General features: G+C 61.8%; 16 protein-coding genes. 5 read left to right on the top strand and 11 right to left on the bottom strand.

All coding sequences use genetic code 11. The annotated features are described in order from the left end of the window. Window positions 1-102: 102 nt before the first annotated feature. The 6 genes from XANALMUS060_RS07455 to XANALMUS060_RS07480 form a co-directional block, all read right to left on the bottom strand. Window positions 103-939 carry a carbohydrate ABC transporter permease gene (locus XANALMUS060_RS07455; protein WP_045737981.1) on the bottom strand — a complete coding sequence of 279 codons (837 nt, stop codon included), beginning with the start codon at window positions 937-939 and terminating at the stop codon, window positions 103-105. Window positions 940-944: 5 nt separating this feature from the next. After that, entirely contained in the window at window positions 945-1,826 is an 882-nt protein-coding gene (locus XANALMUS060_RS07460) for a sugar ABC transporter permease (RefSeq protein WP_045737851.1), read from the bottom strand. Further along, a complete protein-coding gene (locus tag XANALMUS060_RS07465) occupies window positions 1,823-3,061 on the bottom strand; it encodes a sugar ABC transporter substrate-binding protein (RefSeq protein ID WP_235430412.1) in 1,239 nt (412 codons plus the stop codon). The genes XANALMUS060_RS07460 and XANALMUS060_RS07465 overlap by 4 nt, the downstream gene beginning before the upstream one ends. A 215-nt stretch (window positions 3,062-3,276) precedes the next feature. Next, window positions 3,277-4,935 carry a glucoamylase family protein gene (locus tag XANALMUS060_RS07470; protein ID WP_200894024.1) on the bottom strand — a complete coding sequence of 553 codons (1,659 nt, stop codon included), beginning with the start codon at window positions 4,933-4,935 and terminating at the stop codon, window positions 3,277-3,279. A gap of 282 nt (window positions 4,936-5,217) precedes the next feature. Further along, window positions 5,218-5,502 carry a BolA family protein gene (locus XANALMUS060_RS07475; protein ID WP_045737854.1) on the bottom strand — a complete coding sequence of 95 codons (285 nt, stop codon included), beginning with the start codon at window positions 5,500-5,502 and terminating at the stop codon, window positions 5,218-5,220. Then, a complete protein-coding gene (locus XANALMUS060_RS07480) occupies window positions 5,499-5,798 on the bottom strand; it encodes a YciI family protein (RefSeq protein WP_045727771.1) in 300 nt (99 codons plus the stop codon). Before XANALMUS060_RS07480 ends, XANALMUS060_RS07475 begins: the two co-directional genes overlap by 4 nt. 360 nt (window positions 5,799-6,158) lie before the next feature. Between XANALMUS060_RS07480 and XANALMUS060_RS07485 the strand changes: the two genes are divergently transcribed. From XANALMUS060_RS07485 to XANALMUS060_RS07495, 3 genes are read left to right on the top strand one after another with little or no spacing between them, the layout of a single operon-like run. Beyond that, window positions 6,159-7,100 carry a ScpA family protein gene (locus XANALMUS060_RS07485; RefSeq protein ID WP_045737855.1) on the top strand — a complete coding sequence of 314 codons (942 nt, stop codon included), beginning with the start codon at window positions 6,159-6,161 and terminating at the stop codon, window positions 7,098-7,100. A gap of 23 nt (window positions 7,101-7,123) precedes the next feature. Beyond that, the gene (gene scpB / locus XANALMUS060_RS07490; protein ID WP_045737856.1) at window positions 7,124-7,999 is read left to right on the top strand and encodes an SMC-Scp complex subunit ScpB; all 876 of its coding nucleotides are present in this window, start codon (window positions 7,124-7,126) and stop codon (window positions 7,997-7,999) included. Then, window positions 7,992-9,548, top strand: coding sequence for a pseudouridine synthase (locus tag XANALMUS060_RS07495; RefSeq protein ID WP_045737857.1), 1,557 nt, complete (start codon window positions 7,992-7,994; stop codon window positions 9,546-9,548). Before scpB ends, XANALMUS060_RS07495 begins: the two co-directional genes overlap by 8 nt. A gap of 360 nt (window positions 9,549-9,908) precedes the next feature. Here the strand turns inward: XANALMUS060_RS07495 and XANALMUS060_RS07500 are convergent, their stop codons facing one another. Both XANALMUS060_RS07500 and XANALMUS060_RS07505 read right to left on the bottom strand, forming a co-directional pair. Further along, window positions 9,909-10,580 carry a hypothetical protein gene (locus XANALMUS060_RS07500; RefSeq protein WP_235430399.1) on the bottom strand — a complete coding sequence of 224 codons (672 nt, stop codon included), beginning with the start codon at window positions 10,578-10,580 and terminating at the stop codon, window positions 9,909-9,911. Between the two features lie 478 nt (window positions 10,581-11,058). After that, window positions 11,059-13,347 (bottom strand): ESPR-type extended signal peptide-containing protein, encoded by a 2,289-nt coding sequence (locus tag XANALMUS060_RS07505; RefSeq protein WP_052688118.1) that lies wholly within the window; start codon window positions 13,345-13,347, stop codon window positions 11,059-11,061. A 249-nt stretch (window positions 13,348-13,596) separates the two neighbouring features. Here XANALMUS060_RS07505 and XANALMUS060_RS07510 point away from each other — a divergent pair, with 249 nt between their 5' ends. Continuing rightward, entirely contained in the window at window positions 13,597-14,250 is a 654-nt protein-coding gene (locus tag XANALMUS060_RS07510; protein ID WP_045727775.1) for a response regulator transcription factor, read from the top strand. Window positions 14,251-14,302: 52 nt separating this feature from the next. Here the strand turns inward: XANALMUS060_RS07510 and XANALMUS060_RS07515 are convergent, their stop codons facing one another. Beyond that, window positions 14,303-17,596, bottom strand: coding sequence for an ATP-binding protein (locus tag XANALMUS060_RS07515; protein ID WP_045737858.1), 3,294 nt, complete (start codon window positions 17,594-17,596; stop codon window positions 14,303-14,305). A 340-nt stretch (window positions 17,597-17,936) separates the two neighbouring features. On the opposite strand from XANALMUS060_RS07515, the gene XANALMUS060_RS07520 reads away from it, so the two are divergent. Further along, complete coding sequence (locus XANALMUS060_RS07520; protein ID WP_235430401.1) at window positions 17,937-19,142, top strand: EAL domain-containing protein; 1,206 nt, start codon at window positions 17,937-17,939, stop codon at window positions 19,140-19,142. A 130-nt stretch (window positions 19,143-19,272) separates the two neighbouring features. Here the strand turns inward: XANALMUS060_RS07520 and XANALMUS060_RS07525 are convergent, their stop codons facing one another. Together XANALMUS060_RS07525 and XANALMUS060_RS07530 are read right to left on the bottom strand one after the other, a co-directional pair. After that, window positions 19,273-19,707 carry a hypothetical protein gene (locus XANALMUS060_RS07525; RefSeq protein ID WP_045737860.1) on the bottom strand — a complete coding sequence of 145 codons (435 nt, stop codon included), beginning with the start codon at window positions 19,705-19,707 and terminating at the stop codon, window positions 19,273-19,275. Window positions 19,708-19,796: 89 nt separating this feature from the next. Further along, complete coding sequence (locus XANALMUS060_RS07530) at window positions 19,797-20,636, bottom strand: amidohydrolase (RefSeq protein ID WP_045737861.1); 840 nt, start codon at window positions 20,634-20,636, stop codon at window positions 19,797-19,799. Between the last annotated feature and the right edge of the window lie 58 nt (window positions 20,637-20,694).

Genomic DNA, 20,694 nt, shown 5'->3' on the forward strand with positions numbered 1-20,694 from the left:
GCCGATGGAGGAAAGCTCTCCGCCACTGTTCCCACCTGTGGCCACAGAGACCCGATCGCCTGCGCTCGACTATGCGCCCCGATGAAATGCAAGCGCAGCGCCTCAGCCCTTCACACTACCGAGCAGCAAGCCTTGGATGTAATAGCGCTGTAGCGCCAGGAACAACGCCAGTACCGGAATCACGGTCACGACCGCGCCCGCCATCATCATTTCCACGTCCATGATGTGCTCGCGCGACAGTGCCGCCAATGCCACCGGCAGGGTGTAGTGCTCCTGATCGGTCAGCACGATCAGCGGCCACATGAAGTCGTTCCATGCGGCCATGAAAGTGAAGATCGTCAACGTCACCAACACCGGCTTGAGCATCGGCAGGACGATCTGGAAAAACAGACGCAGTTCGCCAGCACCGTCGATGCGCGCCGCTTCCAGCAACTCGTCCGGAATCGAGCGCGCATACTGGCGTACCAGGAAAATGCCGAACACCGTTGCCAGCGCCGGCACCACCACGCCCCCGAAGCTGTTGACCAGGTGCAATTGCTTCATCAACAAGAACAACGGCAGCATCGCCACCTGCGCGGGGATCACCAACGCCGCTAACAGCACCTGAAAGACCCGCTCCTTGCCGACGAAGCGCAGCTTGGCGAAAGCGTAGCCGGCCATCGTATTGATCAGCAACGAGCCGAGCGTGATCGCGCACGACACCAGCAGGCTATTGGCAAAATTGCGCGCCATGCCGGTATGGCGGAACAACTCAACATAGTTCCCCAAGGTGGCGCCACTGGGCAGTAGCGGCGGCGGGAAGCGACTGGCTTGCCCTGCAGGCATAAACGACACCGACACCATCCACAACAGCGGCGCCAGACTCATCAGAGCGAGCAGCAGCAGCCCGCCGTTGACCAGCAACGCATGCCAACGCGAAGCACCGATCTCCCGACTCATGCCACTCATACCAAGCCCCTCTTGCGACCAAAATGCAGCATGACCGTCGTCACTGCCAGGATGATCAGGAACAGCAGGAACGCCACCGCCGACGCGCGGCCGAGGTTCCACCACTTGAAGCCTTCCTCGAACATGTAATACAGCACGCTGACCGTGCTTTGCAGCGGGTCACCGCGCGTCATCACGTAAGGTTCGGCGAATAGTTGGAAATAGCCGGACACGGTGATGACACCGACCACCAACAACACCGGCCCCAACATCGGCAGGGTGATATGCAGCAACTGCCGCCACTTCGACGCGCCATCGATGCGCGCGGCCTCGTACAGATCCTGCGGAATGGCCTGCAAGCCAGCAAGAAAGATCACCATGTTGTAGCCGAAGTTTTTCCAGACCGCGAACAGCATGATGGTCGGCATCGCCCAGTGCGGATCGCCAAGCCAGTCGATCGGGCCGATGCCCACATGCGCCAGCGCATAATTGACCAGGCCGTAGCTGGTGTGGAACAGATAACGCCAGATCACCGCCACCGCCACCAGCGTGGTCACCACCGGCGCGAACAGCGCGGTGCGCAACAGCGCCTTGCATCGTGCCACCGGCGCATTGAGCAGCAGCGCCGCGCCCAGCGAGGTGGCAATGGACAGCGGCACGCCGACGATGACGAAGTAAGTGGTATTCCACAGCGACTTCCAGAACATCGGAGTCTGCAGCAACTCCAGATAGTTGCCGACACCGACGAAACGCAAGTTGTGGCGATCGGCCAGCGCGTACAGGTCGAAATCGGTGAGGCTCAACACCAATGCCGACAGCACCGGCACGCCAAAGAACACACCAATCACCATCAGCGCCGGGCCGGCGAACAGCCAGCCGACCATGGAGCCGCGTTTCATGGCGCCGCTCCTGCAACCGGCGCGGTCGTTGCCTGCCGATGCTGCTGAAGATGGATCCAACGCCGTTTTTCTAGAATCTCGTCGACACGTTTATCCAATTCCCGCATGGCCTTGTCCTGTGGTTCGCCGCCACGCACCACACGTTCGGTGGCAAGGCGCATTTCCTGCACGATACGCTCCCATTCCAATACTTTCGGCGCCGGCTTGACCCGTTCCAACTGATCGGCGAACGCATGCGCCAGCGGATCGTCGGCCAACGACGGATACGCCCAGGTACTACGACGAGGTGGCATGTCGCCGATCAGCGCGTGGAAACGCGCTTGGATCTGCGGCCGCGACAGGAATTCGATCAGCTTCCACGCCGCGTCCTTGTGCTCGGATTTACGAAAGATCACCAGACTGGTACCACCGGCGATACCCGCGCCGGGACCGTCGGGACCAGGCAGCGGCAACGTGCCCCACTGGTTCTTCAACGCTGCCGGCGCGACCTTGCGGAACTCGCGGATGTTCCAGGGCCCGGAAATGTAGAACGCGTAGAAGCCGTTGAAGAACTCGTTCCACACGTTGGCAACCTGGGTTTCGGACATCTTTGGCGCCCAGCCACGCTCGAACATATTGGCGTAGAACGCCAGCGCCTTGCGAAAACCGGCGCTTTCGAAATTCCCATAGTTGTTGTGATCGCGCAGCAGCGGATCGGGCAATTGCAGGCCAAGCGACAATTGCTGCTCGAACTCGTTGAGCGGCATCAAGATCGCATAGCGCTTGGGCCCGACATGTTGCTTCACCGCCGCCATCGCCCGTTCCCACTCGGCCCAGTTCCGCGGCAGTGTCTCCACGCCAGACGCGCGCAGGATGTCCTTGCGGTAGAACAACAAACGCGTATCCACGTACCACGGCACGCCGTAGAGCTGGCCGTCGATGACGCTGGTGTCCCAAATGCCGGGGAAGTAATCCGTCGGGTCCACAACCTTGGAATGGGCCACGTAAGGCTGCAACGGCTGCAGGGTCCCCAGCTCGGCGAATTCCGGAATCCAGGTATTGCCTAACTGGCACACGTCCGGCAATCCGTCGGCGGCAAAGGCGGTCAACAGCTTCTCGTGCGCGGCGGTCCAGGGAACATTCTGGATCTGCACGTGAATTTGCGGATTTTCCTGCTCAAATTGCGGGATCAATTGGGCCACGACCTCCGCCTCGCGCCCCATCGCCCAGAACCGCAGCACCTCACCTTGCGGCATACGCGCACAATCGCACAAGACCACCACCAGCCCCAACAGCAGCAGCCAACGAGGGATCATGCGCAGCGTACTCGCAGTCGCTAACACAACGACTGCGTCACTGCCGGGCGGACGCGGGCCGAGCTCCGCGTCATCATGCGCCCCCCGTACACGACGGTTCCTGCACGCTATCGGCGCCCACCCGGCAGCGACTGGCGAGGTTGTGTTAGCCACTTTCATTTCGAATTGTGCGGCTGACGCGGCACAGGATTCTGTGGTGACTGCACGGCGGCGGCACGCGATTCGGCGATGCCGATCTCCCTGGCCTTGGCGGCCTGTTCGTCCTTTTTCAGCATCGACTGCGCCTCACCGTCAGGGGTCAACCAACCACCACTGAAACCAGCACGCTCCAGCCCGGTCCGGATGTACTTGTTCTTCTTCATGACATTCCAGACGAACTCATTGCGATAGTTCGCGATCATGGCCAGGATCGGCCCCTGGTCGATGCCGATGTAATCACTTGACACCCAGCCACGACCAGGAACAACACGCCCGGTCTTGAGCGGAATATCGTAGTTGAAGCTGGGGTTGAACGAATCCAGGAAGCCATAGCTGGAATAGATGAAGTCGCCGTAGCGCTTGTGCATTTCCTCGGTCGTCGGAATCACCACCTCCGGCGCGAACACCAGCGAGGCAATCGCGGCAGTGGGCGCCAGGGTGCCATCGTCGAAATTCTCGCGCAGCCCGGCACCGCGCGAAGAATAATGGCGGAACTGACGCTGATCGCCGTGGTAGTCCTGCTCGGTGTTCTGGGGGCCGTCGCTGGCGGTCAACCCCCATACGTTCTCGCCGTAGTCCTTCCACTTCATGGGATTGGCGATGGCGTACTCGCGCTGCGCCAGCACCGCGCGGCGGCTGTTGAGGAAGTAATCGATACCGCGTTCGCGCATGTACTGATCCTGGATATCGCGGAAATCGATCCAGACATGACTGTATTGATGCGCGAACATCGGGCCGAAGGAAAGATACTCCTGCCCGTAATACACGCCCCAGTCATTGTTGTAGGTGCGCGTCCATAACGTCCACGCATCGGGACTAACCGCGTGGGTCGGCGAACCGAGCGCGAGCACGTACAGCATCATCGCTTCGTTGTAGCCGGTCCAATCGTGGTTGATGAAGCCGCTCTCCGGAAACCAGCCCATCGAGATCAGTGGCTCGCGCTGCTGCAACCAGCCCCAGTCCACGCGCTTGTACAAGGTATCGGCAATCTCGCGGATCTGCTTCTCGCGCGCATCGTCGCTGTCGTAGTACGACTGCGCGAACAGCACGCCCATCATCAGCATCGCGGTATCGACGCTGGACAGCTCCACCCAGCTGTCGTAGCGACGACCATTCTGCATGTCCAGAAAATGATAATAGAAACCTTTGTAGCCGGCCTTTCCGATGCGCTGCGGTCCCAGCGGCGCATCGCGAAAGAAGCGCAGGGTGATCAGCGTGCGGTCCACCGCTTGGTTGCGGCTGATCCAACCGTTCTCGACGCCGATGGGATAGGCGGTCAGGGCAAAGCCGACCGAGGCGATACTGGCGAACGGACGCGACGGGAAGCGATCAGGGGTCAGCCCGTTGGTTTCGTTGGTCGTGTCCCAGAAAAACTGGAACGTGCGCCGCTCGATGTCGCTGAATAGCGTTGGCAACTCGGGCTTCACCGGTTTCGGCGGAAGCTGCGCCTCGACCAGGATCACCTGGACCGGCTTCTTCTGCACCACCTTCGGCTCCTCGGCTTTCTTGCACGAAGTCAACAACACGCCTGCCGCCATCATGAGCAGCAACATGCATGCGGAACTACGTTTTTGCCTCATCCTGCCACCCCGTGTACGTTCACCTGCATGCGCCACCCTCCATGACACAACCAGCGCAACGCCACCGCCCAGCGGGAACCGCAGTGTCGCATTGCTTGTCGATAGCCAGGTTGAATCCTGATCGTCCAACGTGGAATACGGGTCGTACTGCATGATATCGCACAGGCTGTTGCCCGCCAGACAGCAACCGGCGCGGTGTTGTTAGCCACTTTGAAATTGGTCGGCCCCATCGCGGCAACAGGCTCGCGGCATCATCATTGCGCTTGCTCACAACGCCGCAATGCCCGCAAGCCGCTCCGTGCCAGTCTAGAGGCGATGTCAGCCCTCATCCCCCGGAACTTCGGCGCGGATCGACAACGCATGGATATCGGTCTGCATCATGTCGCCTAGCGCGGTATACACCGCACGGTGTCGGGCCAGGGGCGGCATGCCCGCGAAAGCCGCGCTGACCACGCGCACATTGAAATGACCTCGACCGTCACGCGCACCGGCATGCCCGGCATGACGGTGGCTATCGTCTTCGATCTCCAACGCCAGCGGCGCGAACGCCGTCTGCAACGCCGCGCGGATCCGCTCGACCCGGTCTGCGGCCACCTGGCTCATGGCAACACCTTACGGAACGGCCGCACTTCGACCCGCGCATAGACGCCAGCGGCGACATACGGATCGGCATGCGCCCAGGCTTGGGCCTGGGCCAACGAATCGAACGCGGCCACCACCACGCTCCCGCTGAAGCCGGCGGGACCAGGATCTTCGGCGTCGATCGCCGGACACGGCCCGGCCAGCAGCAGGCGTCCGGCGTCCTGAAGGGCCACCAGCCGCTGCAAATGCGCTGGCCGCGCCGCCGCGCGCCTTGGCAACGCCTCCTCGCCATCGTACCCCTCGATCACGTACCACATCCGCCACCTGCCTTCGTTGCGCACCGAACATCGGCAAATTCTACCGCCGCAACGCTGGACACCGACCCTGCCGGCACATTACCCTTGGCAGCATTGCACGCGGCCTGATGCAGAGGTCCGCCGGTAGCTGGCGACCAAAGCCCCCTTCCGACGGCGAATTCGCTGCCTGACACCGCCCGCGCAGACGTCCTCCTCCGTTGTTCCGCCGCCACGACACGCGTGGCGTGCGTCGTAATGTTTCGTTGAATGAGGGGCCGCGTTGCGGGGACGACGCGCCATCAACCGCACTACCGCAGGCAAGGAGCTGCGCAAGGTCTTCCCTGCCCCGCCCTTTGCTACCGCAACACCGATGTCCAAACGATGACCTCAGAACTCGCGCTCGACGCGAACCCGCCAATCCAGACGCCTCACCCACAGCAGCAAGAAATGCCGCTGGCGGTGGTGCATGGGCAGCCGGTGCTGCAGATCCCGCAGGATCTGTACATTCCACCGGATGCGCTGGAAGTCATCCTGGACGCATTCGAGGGCCCTCTCGACCTGCTGCTGTACCTGATCCGCCGGCAGAACCTGGACATTCTGGACATCCCCGTCGCCGAAATCACCCGGCAGTATGTGGACTACATCAATGTGATGCAGGAACTGCGTTTCGAACTGGCGGCCGAGTATCTGGTGATGGCCGCGATCCTGGCCGAGATCAAATCGCGGATGCTGCTGCCCCGGCCGCCGGTGGAAAATGGCGAGGAGGCGGATCCACGCGCGGAACTGGTCCGGCGCTTGCAGGAGTACGAACGCTTCAAGCAAGCGGCCGAAGATATCGATGCACTGCCGCGGCAGGACCGCGACACCACTGTGGTACATGCGCACGTACCCGACCGTACCGCCGTCAAGCTGCCGCCGCAGGTGGAGCTGAAGGAAATGCTGCTGGCCTTGTACGACGTGCTCAAGCGTGCCGAATTGTTCAGCGGCCACGCGATCAAGCGCGAGGCATTGAGCGTGCGCCAGCGGATGGGCGACGTGCTGGGCCGTCTGGACGACGGCAAGTTCCACCGTTTTGAATCGCTGTTCACGGCCGAGGAAGGCAAACTGGGCGTGCTGGTCACCTTCCTCGCCTTACTGGAACTGGCCAAAGAGCAGTTGCTGGATATCGTCCAGGAGCCGCTGACGCATGTCCCAGCCGATGCCGCCGAACGGCCACCGCTGCCGCCGATCTACGTCAAGTCGCTGGCACTGGGCAACACCAACGCACCACTGCAATTCAACAGCGAGTTCGACGACAGCGACACCGCTGACGCCGCCCCCTGAGTCCACCAAGAACCCACCCACGCATGGATCAAGCGCTGATCAACCGCATCGTCGAGGCCGCCCTGCTCGCCGCCAACCAGCCCCTGCCGCTGGCGCAACTGCACGGCCTGTTTCCCGAGGACGAACCCGCCCCGCCCGGCAGCATCGAGCGCGCACTGGAGCAATTGCGCGAAGCCTGCCAAGACCGTGGCGTCGAATTGGTCGAAGTCGCCTCAGGGTTCCGCTACCAGGTACGTAGCGACGTGCATGCCTGGGTGGCGCGGCTGTGGACCGAACGCAAGACCCGCTACACCCGCGCCACCCTGGAGACCCTGGCACTGATCGCATACCGCCAGCCGATCACCCGTGGCGAGATCGAGCAAGTGCGCGGCGTGGCGGTGAGCAGCAACATCATCCAGGCCTTGGAAGAGCGCGAGTGGATCCGTGTCGTCGGCCACCGCGACGTGCCGGGCAAGCCCGCTCTGTTCGGCACCACCAAAGGGTTCCTGGATTATTTCGGACTCAAACGTCTGGACGAACTGCCGCCCTTGTCCGAACTGAAGGACATCGGTGAACTGGAGCCGCAACTACCGCTGGATCGCGACACCCTACCGGTCGGTGACATGGCTCAGGCCAGCGCCGATGCGAACGCCCAAACGCCATCGTCAACGACCGATGACACCACACCGTTGCCCAACGCAGATGCCGATAGCGGGGAAGACAACGCAACACCATCGGTTATAGATGCCAGCGACACTGCCCCGACGGGCGAACCCGAAGCCGCGCCGGGCGAGCGCGCGGCGGATGCGAACGAAGCCGAAGACAACGCCGTCGCGACGACGACCGTGGCTGTTGACGATGCCGATTCCGAACCACAGGCCGACGCGCACCGCGCCGACCGGAGCCAAGTAAATGAGTGACACCACCCGCAAGCCATCGTTGAACACGCTCTCGCTCAAACGCGACGCGAGCGCCACCGAGCAGCCGAAACTGGAAGAACGTCTGCACAAGGTCCTGGCCCAGGCCGGGCTAGGTTCGCGCCGCGCGCTCGAACAACGCATCGCCGATGGCCTAGTCAAGGTCAATGGCGAAGTCGCGCAAACCGGCATGTCGATCAAGAGCGGAGACAGAATCGAACTGGATGGACGCAACTTTGTCGCCAGCGCACTGACCGAGCCCTCGCGCGTGCTCATCTACAACAAGCCCGAAGGCGAAGTGACCACGCGCGAAGATCCCGAAGGCCGCCCCACCATTTTCGAGGCACTGCCGGCACTGAAGGGCGCACGTTGGATCGCGATCGGCCGCCTGGACATCAACACCACCGGCCTGCTGCTGCTCACCACCGACGGCGAACTGGCCAACGCGATGATGCACCCCTCCTACGAGATCGAACGCGAATACGTGGTGCGCGTGCGCGCCCCGGAAGGCGAGGAAAGCGTGCCGGACAGCATGATCGAGCGCCTGGCACGCGGCGTCCTGCTGGAAGACGGTAGCGCGAAGTTCGACGAGATCGAACGCATCGGCGGGACCGATTCGCACGACTGGTTCCGGGTGGTGGTCAAGGAAGGACGCAACCGCGAAGTGCGCCGTCTGTGGGAATCGCAAGGGTGCCAAGTCAGCCGACTCAAGCGTACCCGTTACGGCAAAGTGGCGCTGCCGCGGGAAATATTGCGCGGACAATCCATGGAACTGGCGCAAGACAAAGTCGAGGCGCTACGCGCCGAACTGAAGCTGGAAGAAGGCGCGCCGTCGGCACTGACCTTGCAGCCGGTGATCGGCCAACGCAAAGCCGCCAAGGCGGCCATGCATGTGGGTCGCGGCGGCAATGCCTACGTCAACGGCCATAACGCCGCCGACGAGGGCCGCGAACTGCGCCGCTTCGACACCTTCCGCGAGGATCGCGGCCGTGGCCGCGGCGGCAAGAAACCGCACGGTGGGCTGACCGTCAGCGGCGAAATGGCCGCCAAACAGGCGCAAAAGCCATTCAAACAACGCACACCGAAGGGACCCAAGCCACTACCGGACGGCAACCCCGCCGCCTTCCGCACCTGGTACGTCCCCGATGGCGTCAGCACCGGTCCAAGCGGGCACCGCAACGCTGGTCCAGGTGGTCGCGGCCAAGGGCAAGGCCAAGGGCGTCCCTACGCCAAGCCGCGTCCTGCAGGCGCAGGCGCAGGTGCAGGTGCAGGTGCAGGCCAAAGCCGCAGTCAAGGTCAAGGCCAGCGCAAGGCGCATCCTTACGGACACCCGGGCAATGCACCCAGCTTTCCATCCGACCACGCCAATCCTGGTTTCAACCCTTACGGCGCCGCACCGCGCTCCGCACGTCCCGCCGGCCCGCGCGCCGACGGACACAAACGTGGCCCGGGTGGGCCAGGCGGTCGCCCGGCTGGTAATCGTCCCGGTGGCGGGCGTCCAGGTGGTGGCCGTCCGGGTGGCGGTAATCACGGCCCACGCGGCGGCGGCTGAGTCTGCTGACACTGGCGCAGGCGCGGACGATCACCGACATCCATCAAGGGTGCCTGCGCAAAGGCACCCTTTGGGGTGGCCAGCGATAGCAATCGGGAATGCGGAGACAGTGATGAACGCACATCCGACTGCGTTCGCATTGCATCGCGCATTCGTCGCACAACACAGCATCGCCCGCGCAAGCAGAGCACCGCACCACAGCGCACGCAGCACACACCGCGGGAGATCGTGACGTTAGCGAGCGTGGTCAGTCGTGATAGCGAAAAACCAGACGCCAAGCAGCATCGCGAGGCGTCGAGCAGCACCAGCCTCTCTCTGTCATCCATCAAAACCACACGTGTGGATGTGAGAGCGACCTCACTAGCTGTGCGGTCGGCAGTCGGGCCCATAAGCAACGCGGTAGGGTCGGCGCATGCAACGCGCCAAGCCCTCGACCACGTCAATATTCATTGGCCAGCGCATTTCGAACGTCTGCCCGCCGGGCAATGGCATCCGCAGCATTCCGTGCTGTAGCGGTGGTAAGTCCGCAGACGGCCGCACTGCTTTCAGCGCACGCTTGGCTTTGGCAAATCCCGCGCGATCGTGCTCCAGGAACGCCACGGTCGCATCGACATAAGGATTCCAACCGGTGATGTCCTGCGAAGGCGGCTTCTTGGCCGCCTGCATCAACGCGATGGCCGCAGCGCTGTCGCCAGCGAATGCGCGCAATTGCCCTTCGTGCCAGGAGAGCAACCCGACATCAGCCGAGTGGGGATGGGCTTTCCTGTAATCGCGGATCAAATCGGCAGCGGCCAGTTCGCAACCTGGGCGCGCCGCCAATGCACGCCAACCACCGCCACCGTTGCTGACATCCTGGTCGAACTGCTGCTGGTCAAGCGCCAGCAATGCCGGCCGGTCGACTGCGCACGACGCCACCGCCAACTCGACAGCGCTGCAAATAGGAACAAGCAATAGCGAGAACAACAGCGCAACAACGGCAGCCATGGCAATTGGCACATCGCCTCGATGCAGGTCGTGCGGGTAAAAAGACATTGGCATCTTCTCCTGGGTCATACGCACTCGGCAGATTTTCTTGTGCGACCAGACCACGCGCTAGCGGCACATTGGCGCGACTCCGGCAAAACCAAGATATTGTGCGGACACTGCGCCCGTCACACGCGACCGGCAGCACCGACCAAAAAGGCGGATGACACGTCGTGTGGTTAGCTGTCGGCGAACATTGCGCATCCTAGCGACACCCTTGCCACTGCGCACCATTGCGTTCGCCTGACCGCATCACACCCGAGTACCATGAAGTGGAAAAAGTGCGCGCTATCGTCATCAACGACAGCGCCATCACGCCGAACGCGCGCTATCCGAATATCTTCATCTCGGACACACCTCCTCCCCCTCGCTCGGCCTGCTTTCGTGGCTGTCGGCAGTAAAAAAGCGCGCCCTTCGACGCGCTTGTACAAGCCAATGAAATGCCACCGGCCGACGCATAACAGCGACCGGCCGGTGGCAGTCCGGCTTACCACACCATACCGGCCCCCACTGCCACACCTGTATCGCCACGGGTGGTGGCACTGGCGTTGACCTTGAACAGGTAACGGCCACTTTCGCTGATCTTCGACACGCCCAGCGCAATCGCCTGCTCGCCATGGAACGAGCTCAACGACACGCCTGCCACGCTTTGATCGGGCTGGTACGCCTGCGGCAAGCTGGACATCGCCATCGCCGCTGCGACGCCGGCACTGGCGCGCCGATCGACCTGACCCACACGCGCATCGGTGTAATTGCGCGACCAATCCGCCACACCGCTCAGTCCATCGTTCAATTGGCCTAGGTTGACCGCATCGGTGCGCTGCGTTCCCGCCGCCACATTGGTGATCTGGCGCTGATTCGTGGCCGAACCCACCGACACGCTATTGGCACGATCGGCCACCGATCCCTGGCCCAAGGCGACGCTGTTGTCCTCCGTGGCATTGGCTCCCTTACCTACGGCCACGCTACCGGTACCGGAAGCGACCGCATCCGCACCCATCGCCGTCGCGTTCAAACCACTGGCCTGACTGTTGTTGCCGGTCGCCGTGGCACTGGTGTTACTGGCCGTGGCCATCGGCCCAAGCGCCACCGAGGTCCCGTCGTTGCCAACGATCACTGGCACCACCTGAATGACTGGGTCGACATTGGCGGAACTGGCATCGCCCGTGCTGCTAGTTCCCCTGCCAGCCGACGAGGCACCGCCGCTGTCGGTAGTCTGCTGAATGGTGGTCATCGAGCTCTGCAACGTGGAGATCGCGCTGGAGTTGTCTTGCACTTTTTGGTTGGTGGCATACAGTTGCGAGCCATTTACCGCATCGGTGCTGCTGGCACTCAGGCGGCCGGCAGCGACATTCTGGATCTGTCGCTCCGCACCCACCGCACCGACGCTGAACGCACCGACCGGCGCGCTGCCCGCGAAGTTGTAGCTGGAGCCACCGAGAGTCGTCGATGCCACCGCCGTGGTCGCCGCCGTGCGGGTACTCGCACCAATCGCCACATCATTCGCGTTGCTGGCGACCGCATCGGAGCCGATCGCGACGCTGTCGGTACCCGTGGCGACGCTATCGTCCCCGCTCGAATTGACCCGCATGTACTTCACACCATCGCCGCTCTTGATGCCCTTGATCGCATCGTCGATCTTGCTCAACTCGGTGTTGGTCGCATGCAACTGCGAACCGTTGACTGCATCGGTGCTGGTGTCGGACAGACGACCAGCAGCGACATTGGTCACGGTGCGCTCCTTGCCTTCACTCCCCACGCTGACCGTGCTGGTCGGCGTGGTACCGGCAAAGTCGTAGCTGCGACCATTGAGCACGACGCTTTCAGTGGCAACCGTCGAACTGGTCTCACTACGGGTCCCCAGGGCGACATCGCTGGCGTAGCTGGCCACCGATTTGCTGCCAAGGGCAAGCGCGCCGTTAGCATTAGCATTCGCGTAGAAGCCCAACGCCGTCGCACCGGCTTCGGTGGCTTGGGCTCCATAACCGACGGCGCTTGCCAGGCCGGCGGTCGCCTGGGCCAGATAACCGAAGGCGCTGCTTCCAAAGCTGGTGCTATTGGTCCGACTACCGACCGCGACACTGCGCGGCCCAGACGCCATGCCGTAGCTGCCAAACGCCACCGCGTCGCTGCCGCCGGCGTTGGCAGCAACACCGATGGCACTACTATAATTGCCGTTGGACTTGGCAAACGAGCCAAGCGCCAGCGAGTCGGCGCCGCCGGCGTTGGCTTTATAACCGAGGGCGCTGCTCTCTATGCCGGAGGCCTTGGCCACCCTGCCCAACGCCAGCGAGTAGTTGCCGCTGGCGTTGGCTTGATAACCGAGGGCGTTCGCGCTGTCGCCACCCGCCGTGGCAGCGTAGCCCAGCGCAATGCTGTTGCCGCCAGTGGCCTTGGCCGAATTGCCCAACGCCACATCGTTGATGATCGTCGAGGAGTTGTCCGGCTGGTCGGTCGTGTTAGCCTTGCCCGCAACCGCACCATTGCCCAGCGCCAGGGCATTGTCACCATAAGCCGTCGCCGCTGGTCCCATCGCACTGCTATCGGTGCCACTGGCGTTACTGTCGTCCCCAGTGGAGTTGGTATGGGCGTACTTCACGTCCGTCACCGCTTCTGCATTCACATTGCAGACCAGCATTGCTAAGGCCAAACCAAGAAACGGCGAATAGCTCGCCCGCTTCTGCCGCCCTCCCTTGGCCTTGGTCTTGGCCAATTCAGACACGATCACCCATGCGCCCATGACACGATTCCACACGATCTTGAATGCCCTGTTCATTTCTATGCTCCCGCTGAAGATTGCATAGAAATGTAGAGTTCGCCCGGCACCACGACGATGGGATCGCCCCCAATTCATCATTGGGCCAACGCCTAAAACAGCCGTGTCGCACGCCATGGTTTGCTTAGCAAAAAGCAAGGATTTGCGGCAGCCACGCGGCTCTTTCCGCTGAGCCATGGCTGCCAGGGTTGCCGTATGATTCGTCGGATAGGCGCGCCGATGACGGCAATTACCCACAGGAACTGAACAATGGACAGGATCCGTGTCGGCATCGCCGACGACCACCCGATCGTGCTGCTCGGCGTCACCAGCGTGCTGAAAGACAATCTGGACATCGAAGTCGTGTTCAGTTGCGATGCCATCGACCAGTTGCTGCGGTCGCTCGCCGAGCAGCCGGTGGATGTGCTGTTGTGCGACTACGAGTTCGAAAGCGACCCACAAGCCGATGGCTTGCACCTACTGCAGCGCCTGCGCCGGTTCTCTCCCAATATGCGACTGTTAGTGCTCAGTGCGCATACGGCACCGTCGATCGTCTCGGCAGCCTTGCAACTCGGCGCTTCCGGTTTCATCGGCAAGAGCCGTGCCGATTTCGGCAACCTGGTCGCCGCGGTACGCGACGTGGCAAGCGGCCGCCTCTATGTACCAAGCTCGCTGTCGGCGGCGCTGCTGAGCACGCGCTATAGCAGGAGTGGCGCCACCGGGGTGAACACCCTCTCCGCCAAGGAAGCCGCGGTGGCACGGATGACCGCCGATGGATTGTCGCTGGGCGAAATCGCCGCGCGACTCAAGCGTAGCCCCAAGACGATCAGCAACCAGAAGATCGCGGCCATGAGGAAGCTAGGTGTCAAGAACGACGTGGAACTGGCCGCCTTACTGCGCGAACTGGACATCCAGGACACCTAGCCCGCCGCAGAGCGGCGACAGACAGGAACCCACGAACCCGGGTCACGCACGCTCAACTCAACTTAGCCTCTATATGCGACAGGAGTTGCCGGCAGAGCGACCTCAGCAACATCCAATCGCCGCCAGCATAAGCCTGCTGCAGCAATTGCAGTTCTTCCACCAGCTCGTCCATTCCCAAGGCCATCAACGCTCCCTGCAGGCGATGTATACGTCGGCGTAGCGACTCCAAGTCCTGTACGGCCAACGCCTGCTCAATGAGCTGCCGCTCACTGCTCCATTCAGCGTAAAACGCCTGACGCAACATCGCGTCCAGTTCATCGGAGCGGTACTCCTGAGGCTTTGCGGAACTTGTGGAGGAGGATCGGGACAACATGGCATTCCTCAAGACGCGACGCAGGTCGCTCAATAACACCGGTTTTTGCAACGAATCGGAGAACTGCTCGGTATCGGCACTGATTTCCGCCGCCGCCGACGCCGAGGTCGCCACCACCCGCGCGCCCGGATCGAATTCGCGCAACTTGCGCAGCAAACCGACGCCATCCAGGTGCGGCATGCCCAGATCGGTGATGACCAGATCGGCGCGGCGCTCGAGCCATAGCTTGAGCGCTTCCATACCATCGATCGCCACACGTACCCGGGTACACCCCAGCGCGGCCAGTTGGTGTTTGATCAACGTGCGGTTCACCGCATCGTCTTCGGCAACGAGAATGTCCAGATTCTGCTCCACGCCCTCCACCCCGGCTCCGCTCGCGTGCCGCTGTGCATGCTCGGCGGCTGTGCCCGTCAGCTCGGCCAGCGCTTCCAACAGCCCCGCATAGCTCAACGAACTCACTTCGACCTGATTTTCGTGCCGCTTCGGAGTCAGCGGTCCTTTGGCCGAAACAAAGACCGTGCCGAGCACGGGAACCGCACTCAGATCGGCGGTGCGCCAGGCGCGGTTATCGGCTTCGGCCACGATGCGCACATGCAGCGAGGCGTTCGCAGCGTCGGCAGTATTCAAGGTCGCGCCCCAGCGGCGCAGACGCTCGGCGAGCATGGCGCGCCAGGCAGGATGCGGACACAGCACATCGACGACGAAACCCTCCAAAGGTCGCGCTTCGGCAAGCAGAGCGCGGCCAGTGCGCTTGAACGGCAGATCGACCCAGAACACGCTACCAGTGCCGGGCTCGCTGCGCACACTGATGCGCCCACCCATCAGATGACACAGATTACGGCACAGGAACAGGCCCAACCCGGTCCCGCCGAAGCGCCGGCTGATACTATCGTCGGCCTGCGCCAACGGATTGAAAATCGCCGACTGCATCGACGCGGGAATGCCGATTCCGGTATCGGCCACCTCGAAGCGCGCCCATAGCTGGCCGTCGGCCTGCTTCAGGCAACGCGAGGAGATCATGATCGAACCGCGTTCGGTAAACTTGGCGGCATTGCCGAGCAGATTCTGCAGAATTTGCGCCAAGCGTTGATCGTCACCCTCCAACATCGCATCCAGATCCGGATCGGTGACGCAGTAGAACGCCACCCCACCCTGCAGAATCGACGCACCGAAGCTGCGGGCGCAACGCTCCAGCACCTCGTTGGGCGACATCTGCACCGGATTGATCTTCAGGGCATTGGCCTCGAGCTTGGTCGAATCGAGCAGATCGTTGACCAGGTTCAACAAGGCGTCGAACGAGCGGCGGATCATGTCCACCCACTCGCCCTGCTCGAAGCTCAGCGCACTGCGCGAAAGCAGCTCGAGATGCCCCATCGCCCCGTGCAACGGTGTGCGAATCTCATGGCTGACGATCGCCAAGAACATCGACTTGGCCCGATTGGCCTCGTCGGCGGTCTGCTTGGCTTCCATCAACAGCATTTCGTTGGCTTTGCGCTCGTTGATATCCACCAGACCCAGCAGAATCACCGGTTGTCCGCCGAAACGGGTCTGCGAAGACGCCACGCCGATGTAGCTGCTCTGCCCTTCGGCCAGATCCCAACGCACCTCGATGAAGGAATGGTGGTCGCCAGTCACGGCTTCGGCGTTGCGTTCGCGCATGACATGACGATAGAAGCCCAGGCTTCCCTCATCGAGGCGATTGCCGAGCATGCGCTGGGCCACCCCGTTCTCCAGCATCACCGCATCGCTGTCTGGCGCGTAGATACCAATCCCGATCGGCAAGGTATCGATAATCGCCTTACTGAAATGCTCAGCCTCGATCAATTTCTCGGCATTTTTGAGTAGCGGCTTGGTTACGCGCAGGTCGAAATACACTGCGGCGGCCCACATGAACCCAAGCGCCAGCAAACAGACCAGCGCGCCGGTGACGAACTCGTGCTGCAGATTGGCCAACACGTCTTCCCAGGTGTAGGCATAGACAGCGATCCAATCCGGGCCACCGATGCGCTGTGCCACGAAGAAGGTGCCACTGCGGTAGAACGCGATCGGCTCGCCACCCACACGGGAAAATTGCTCAGTCTGCGCGCGCACCCTACGCAGCAAGTCCACTTCCTCGGCACTGCGCGGGGAATCCCCCAGATTCTCTTGACCGGCATTGCTCAACAAAAAGAAACCGGGACGCCGGGTCTCCTTGCGCAGGAAAAAGCGCATGAACTGACGATCCGGCAACGACAGCGCAATGGTAAAAACACGCTGCCCATCACGAAACATCGGCACGATGAGTTGCGATACCGACAAGCCTCCGTCACGTTCGTCGGCGGGCCGCCACAGCGGCCGCTGGCTGCGCAGGTCTTGCGTGGGCGTGGCCGCGATCAAACGTTCTGGCTCGTCGATACGCTGGCGGATGAATGCCCTCACTCCGTCGCTGCGTGCGCTCTGCAACTGAGCCAATCCCATGACCGGCGACACCGCCATGAAGGTGGCATCGGGTGAGTAAAGGAAACCATCCAGAGTCACTCCGGTTTTCCTGGCATCGATGGAAGGCGCTGCGGACATGTCGCGCACCACGCGCAGCGCCGTGGCCAGCCGAGCCACATCTGCTGTGCCGTTCAATGAACTAATCAAGGTAAACGGCGTCGCGGTGAGGTCGTCCTCGGTGACAGTGACACCCTTCCCCTCTGCAAGCTTGCGCGCATAATGCTGCACCGGCACCACGTCGTTCTGACGCAGATTCCATACGCCTTCGTAAAGATCGGCGAACTGGACCAGCCGCGCCGAAAGTTCGTCCACCTGCGTCTGCACCTCTTCGCTGCTCTTGACGAACTGTGCGATCTGCTTATCGCGGTACTGGTCGATAATGCCGCTGCAGAACAGCAACGCGGCGGCGACGATGGACATGGACAGCGCGGTCGCGGCACCGTAGAGGATGCGCCGGTAGTATCGGCCCGTTCTGGCGAGCAACTTTTGCGGCATGTTTATTCCCGAACGAGCACAACACGTGACGGCAGGGCAAAAAGAACATTGCGCTTCAGCATAGCCCAGCGTCTGCGCTATCACCAGCGAAGATATTTCCAGCACCTAGCTTACATGCGCCACGCACGCATGTATCGCCAACATGGCGACCATCAGCATTTTGGGCAACCGCCTATGTATAGCTAGGCAACGCGCCATCGCGTAAGAACTGGCATACCCACATGCTGAAACTCCTCGATTGTATCGATTATGCAATCGCACACCATTGCCAGCAGCCTTGAGCGGATCAACCATGAACAGCACCACGCACATTCCTTTTATCAGCATAAAGAATGCCATCGTGGCTTACGAAAACGAATTGCAAGGCAGCTACGTGAGCAAGCTCTTGCAACGTCTCGGTGCAACGCACATCTACAGCACCCCTGATAGCGGAGCAGTGTTCGAACAAATCCGCACGACATCCTTCGACCTACTGGTCGCTTCCGCGCGTCTACCGGGTGCGTCGATCCTGCAATTAGTGGATGCCCTGACCCAGATCCGCTATAGCGGCCACATGATCGTGAGCGGCTTGACGGACATGCGTATCCAGAGCGCGATCTATGAGTATGCGAGGCAACACGCCAGTAGTTCGATGCAGGTGATCTTCGCTGGAGAACCCCTGCGCCTGTTCGATTTCACCGACATGCTATACCGGGCGGCAACACCGATCACCGCCGATGCGAATGGTCAGGTGATCGAGGATCCTGCCCCACTCATTGGCGCCAACGAAGTGTTTCGCGCCTATCGCGCCGGCGAGATCGCCGCCTTCTTTCAGCCAAGCTACTACCTGACCACTGGCACCATGGTCGGTGCGGAAGCGCTGGTGCGCTGGCACCACCCAACGCTGGGCATCATAAGCCCGGATCGCTTTCTGACCAACCTACAAGAGTGCGACCTTGGCTGGGAACTGATCGACCAATTCATCGACACGGTTGCCAGCGTCAGCCAATCGCTGACTGCAACACACCCACTCAAGCTGTCGATCAACATTTCTTCCAGGGATATCGCCTCAGCGACCTGGGCGGACAACATCGTGCAACGCCTCAAACACTCTGGTGGCAGCAGCAATCAATTCGCCATCGAAGTGACAGAGAGCGGCAGCACGAACAACAACGACACCATCATTGCTGGCGCGGTAGCGCATTGGCGCCTGAATGGCATCGATTGCGTCATCGACGATTTCGGCACTGGTGCGTTTTCGCTCAACCGTCTGTGCACCGCGCCGTTCAATCTCCTGAAAATCGACCGGCGAATGGTCTGGCGCTCACGACTCACCCGTCATGTATTCGACATGCTCGAAGCGATAGTGCAATTGGCGCACGGACTGGGCATGCGTGTCATTGCCACAGGCATCGAAACCGAAGAAGACCTGATGCGGATGCGCAGCATCAAATGCGACATCGGCCAAGGCTATTACTTCAGCCGACCGTTGCCGATCACCCAGTTCCAGGATCTTGCCAACTCCCAACAGAACATCTTCGGGCGGAGCACCAGCAAAGCCCACTAACCAGCGGGACAATCACCGCACCGAACACGCGCGCTTACCTGCACGAATCGATCATCCAATCGCATGCTGCGGCCGTCTCGCCCGCACTTGCTTACAGGGCGAGACGGCGAGAATTGCAGTGCGGGCGCAGTCAGCGGCGCTCGATGGTGAAACCGGCAACGTCCAAGCCCAGATCCACGCCCTTACCGGTACCGGCCAACGCCAACGAGATATCGCCCTTGGTCATCACCTGGGCATCGGAGGACTTGACCACACCGGCATGCGCTTCTGCCGACGCATAGGTGCCAAACAGATCGTTGAGCGAATAGGCGCCGGTAAAACGCCCACGGCCATTGACGATCTTGGATTTACCCACGCTCAGGCCGCCGCCCTTGACGTTGATCCGGACCGGGATGCTCGCACCGTTGTCGCAGGTGATGGTGCCGTTGCCTTTAGCAGTCTTGTACAACAGCGACCAACCGGACAAGTTGAAATGCAACTGGCAGTCGATGTTGCCGGCGGCATGCGCCTGCGGCATGAAGACAATACCGGCAAGCAACGCGGCAGTCGTGAGCAATTTAGTCATGGCAACGCTCCGTTTGGATAATCCGGGGCGAGCCTAGCAGCGCCTACGACTAGGCGGTGTGTGCGCCGCCAGCGCCGTCACGGTGCCGTTCAGGCATCGGCATTGGGTGCGCCGAGGACGAAGCCATCGGCATCGAGCATCGCCGGGAAGCGCGCACGATGTGCCGCCAATGCCTCCGCAGAAATGGTCGTGGTCGCGACCTGTTCGCGCCCGCGGATTTCCAACTGCGGCTGACCGAGGAAGTCGATCACCGCGCTGTCGCCCGCGTAATGCAGATCGTTGCCATCCACACCGACGCGGTTGACTGCCGCCACGAAGCAAAGATTCTCGATCGCCCGTGCGCGCAGCAAGGTCTGCCAGGCATAGGCACGAGCCGATGGCCAGTTGGCGACGAACAATTGCAGGTCGAAATCCATCTCCCCCGGACGTTCGACGTCGTAGCGGTTGCGACAGAACACCGGAAAACGCAGGTCGTAGCAGACCTGCGGATTGATCCGCCAGCCTTTCCATTCCACGCATAGGCGCTCGCGCCCAGCGGCATAGCGCAGATGTTCGTTGCCGTAGCGGAACAGATGACGCTTGTCGTAGTGGTGCAAAGCGCCGTCGGGCGTGACCCACAACAAACGGTTGAACACCCTGCTGCCGCCGTGTGCATCGGATACGCGCAGTTGCACGCTGCCGGTCACTGCCGCATTCAATCCCATCGCCTGCGCGCGCATCCACGCCACCGTCGGCCCCTGCATGTCTTCGGCCTGCTCCAGCGCGTCGTTGGAGAAACCGCTGGTGAAGGTCTCCGGCAGAATCACCAGATCGGTCACGTCGGCCAGCGGCGCCAGCAGTTCGGCGTAATACAGGCGATTCCCAGCAGGATCGTGCCAGCGGGTGTCGCCTTGGACGAGAGAAATGCGCAGGTCGTGAGTGGGGTACATGAGATGTCCGCAGGAGTGAAAGATCCGGACCGGTGATCCGGAAAATCAACAGCGAGAT

It is taken from the genome of Xanthomonas sp. MUS 060 (assembly GCF_000963215.1).
Taxonomy (GTDB): domain Bacteria; phylum Pseudomonadota; class Gammaproteobacteria; order Xanthomonadales; family Xanthomonadaceae; genus Xanthomonas_A.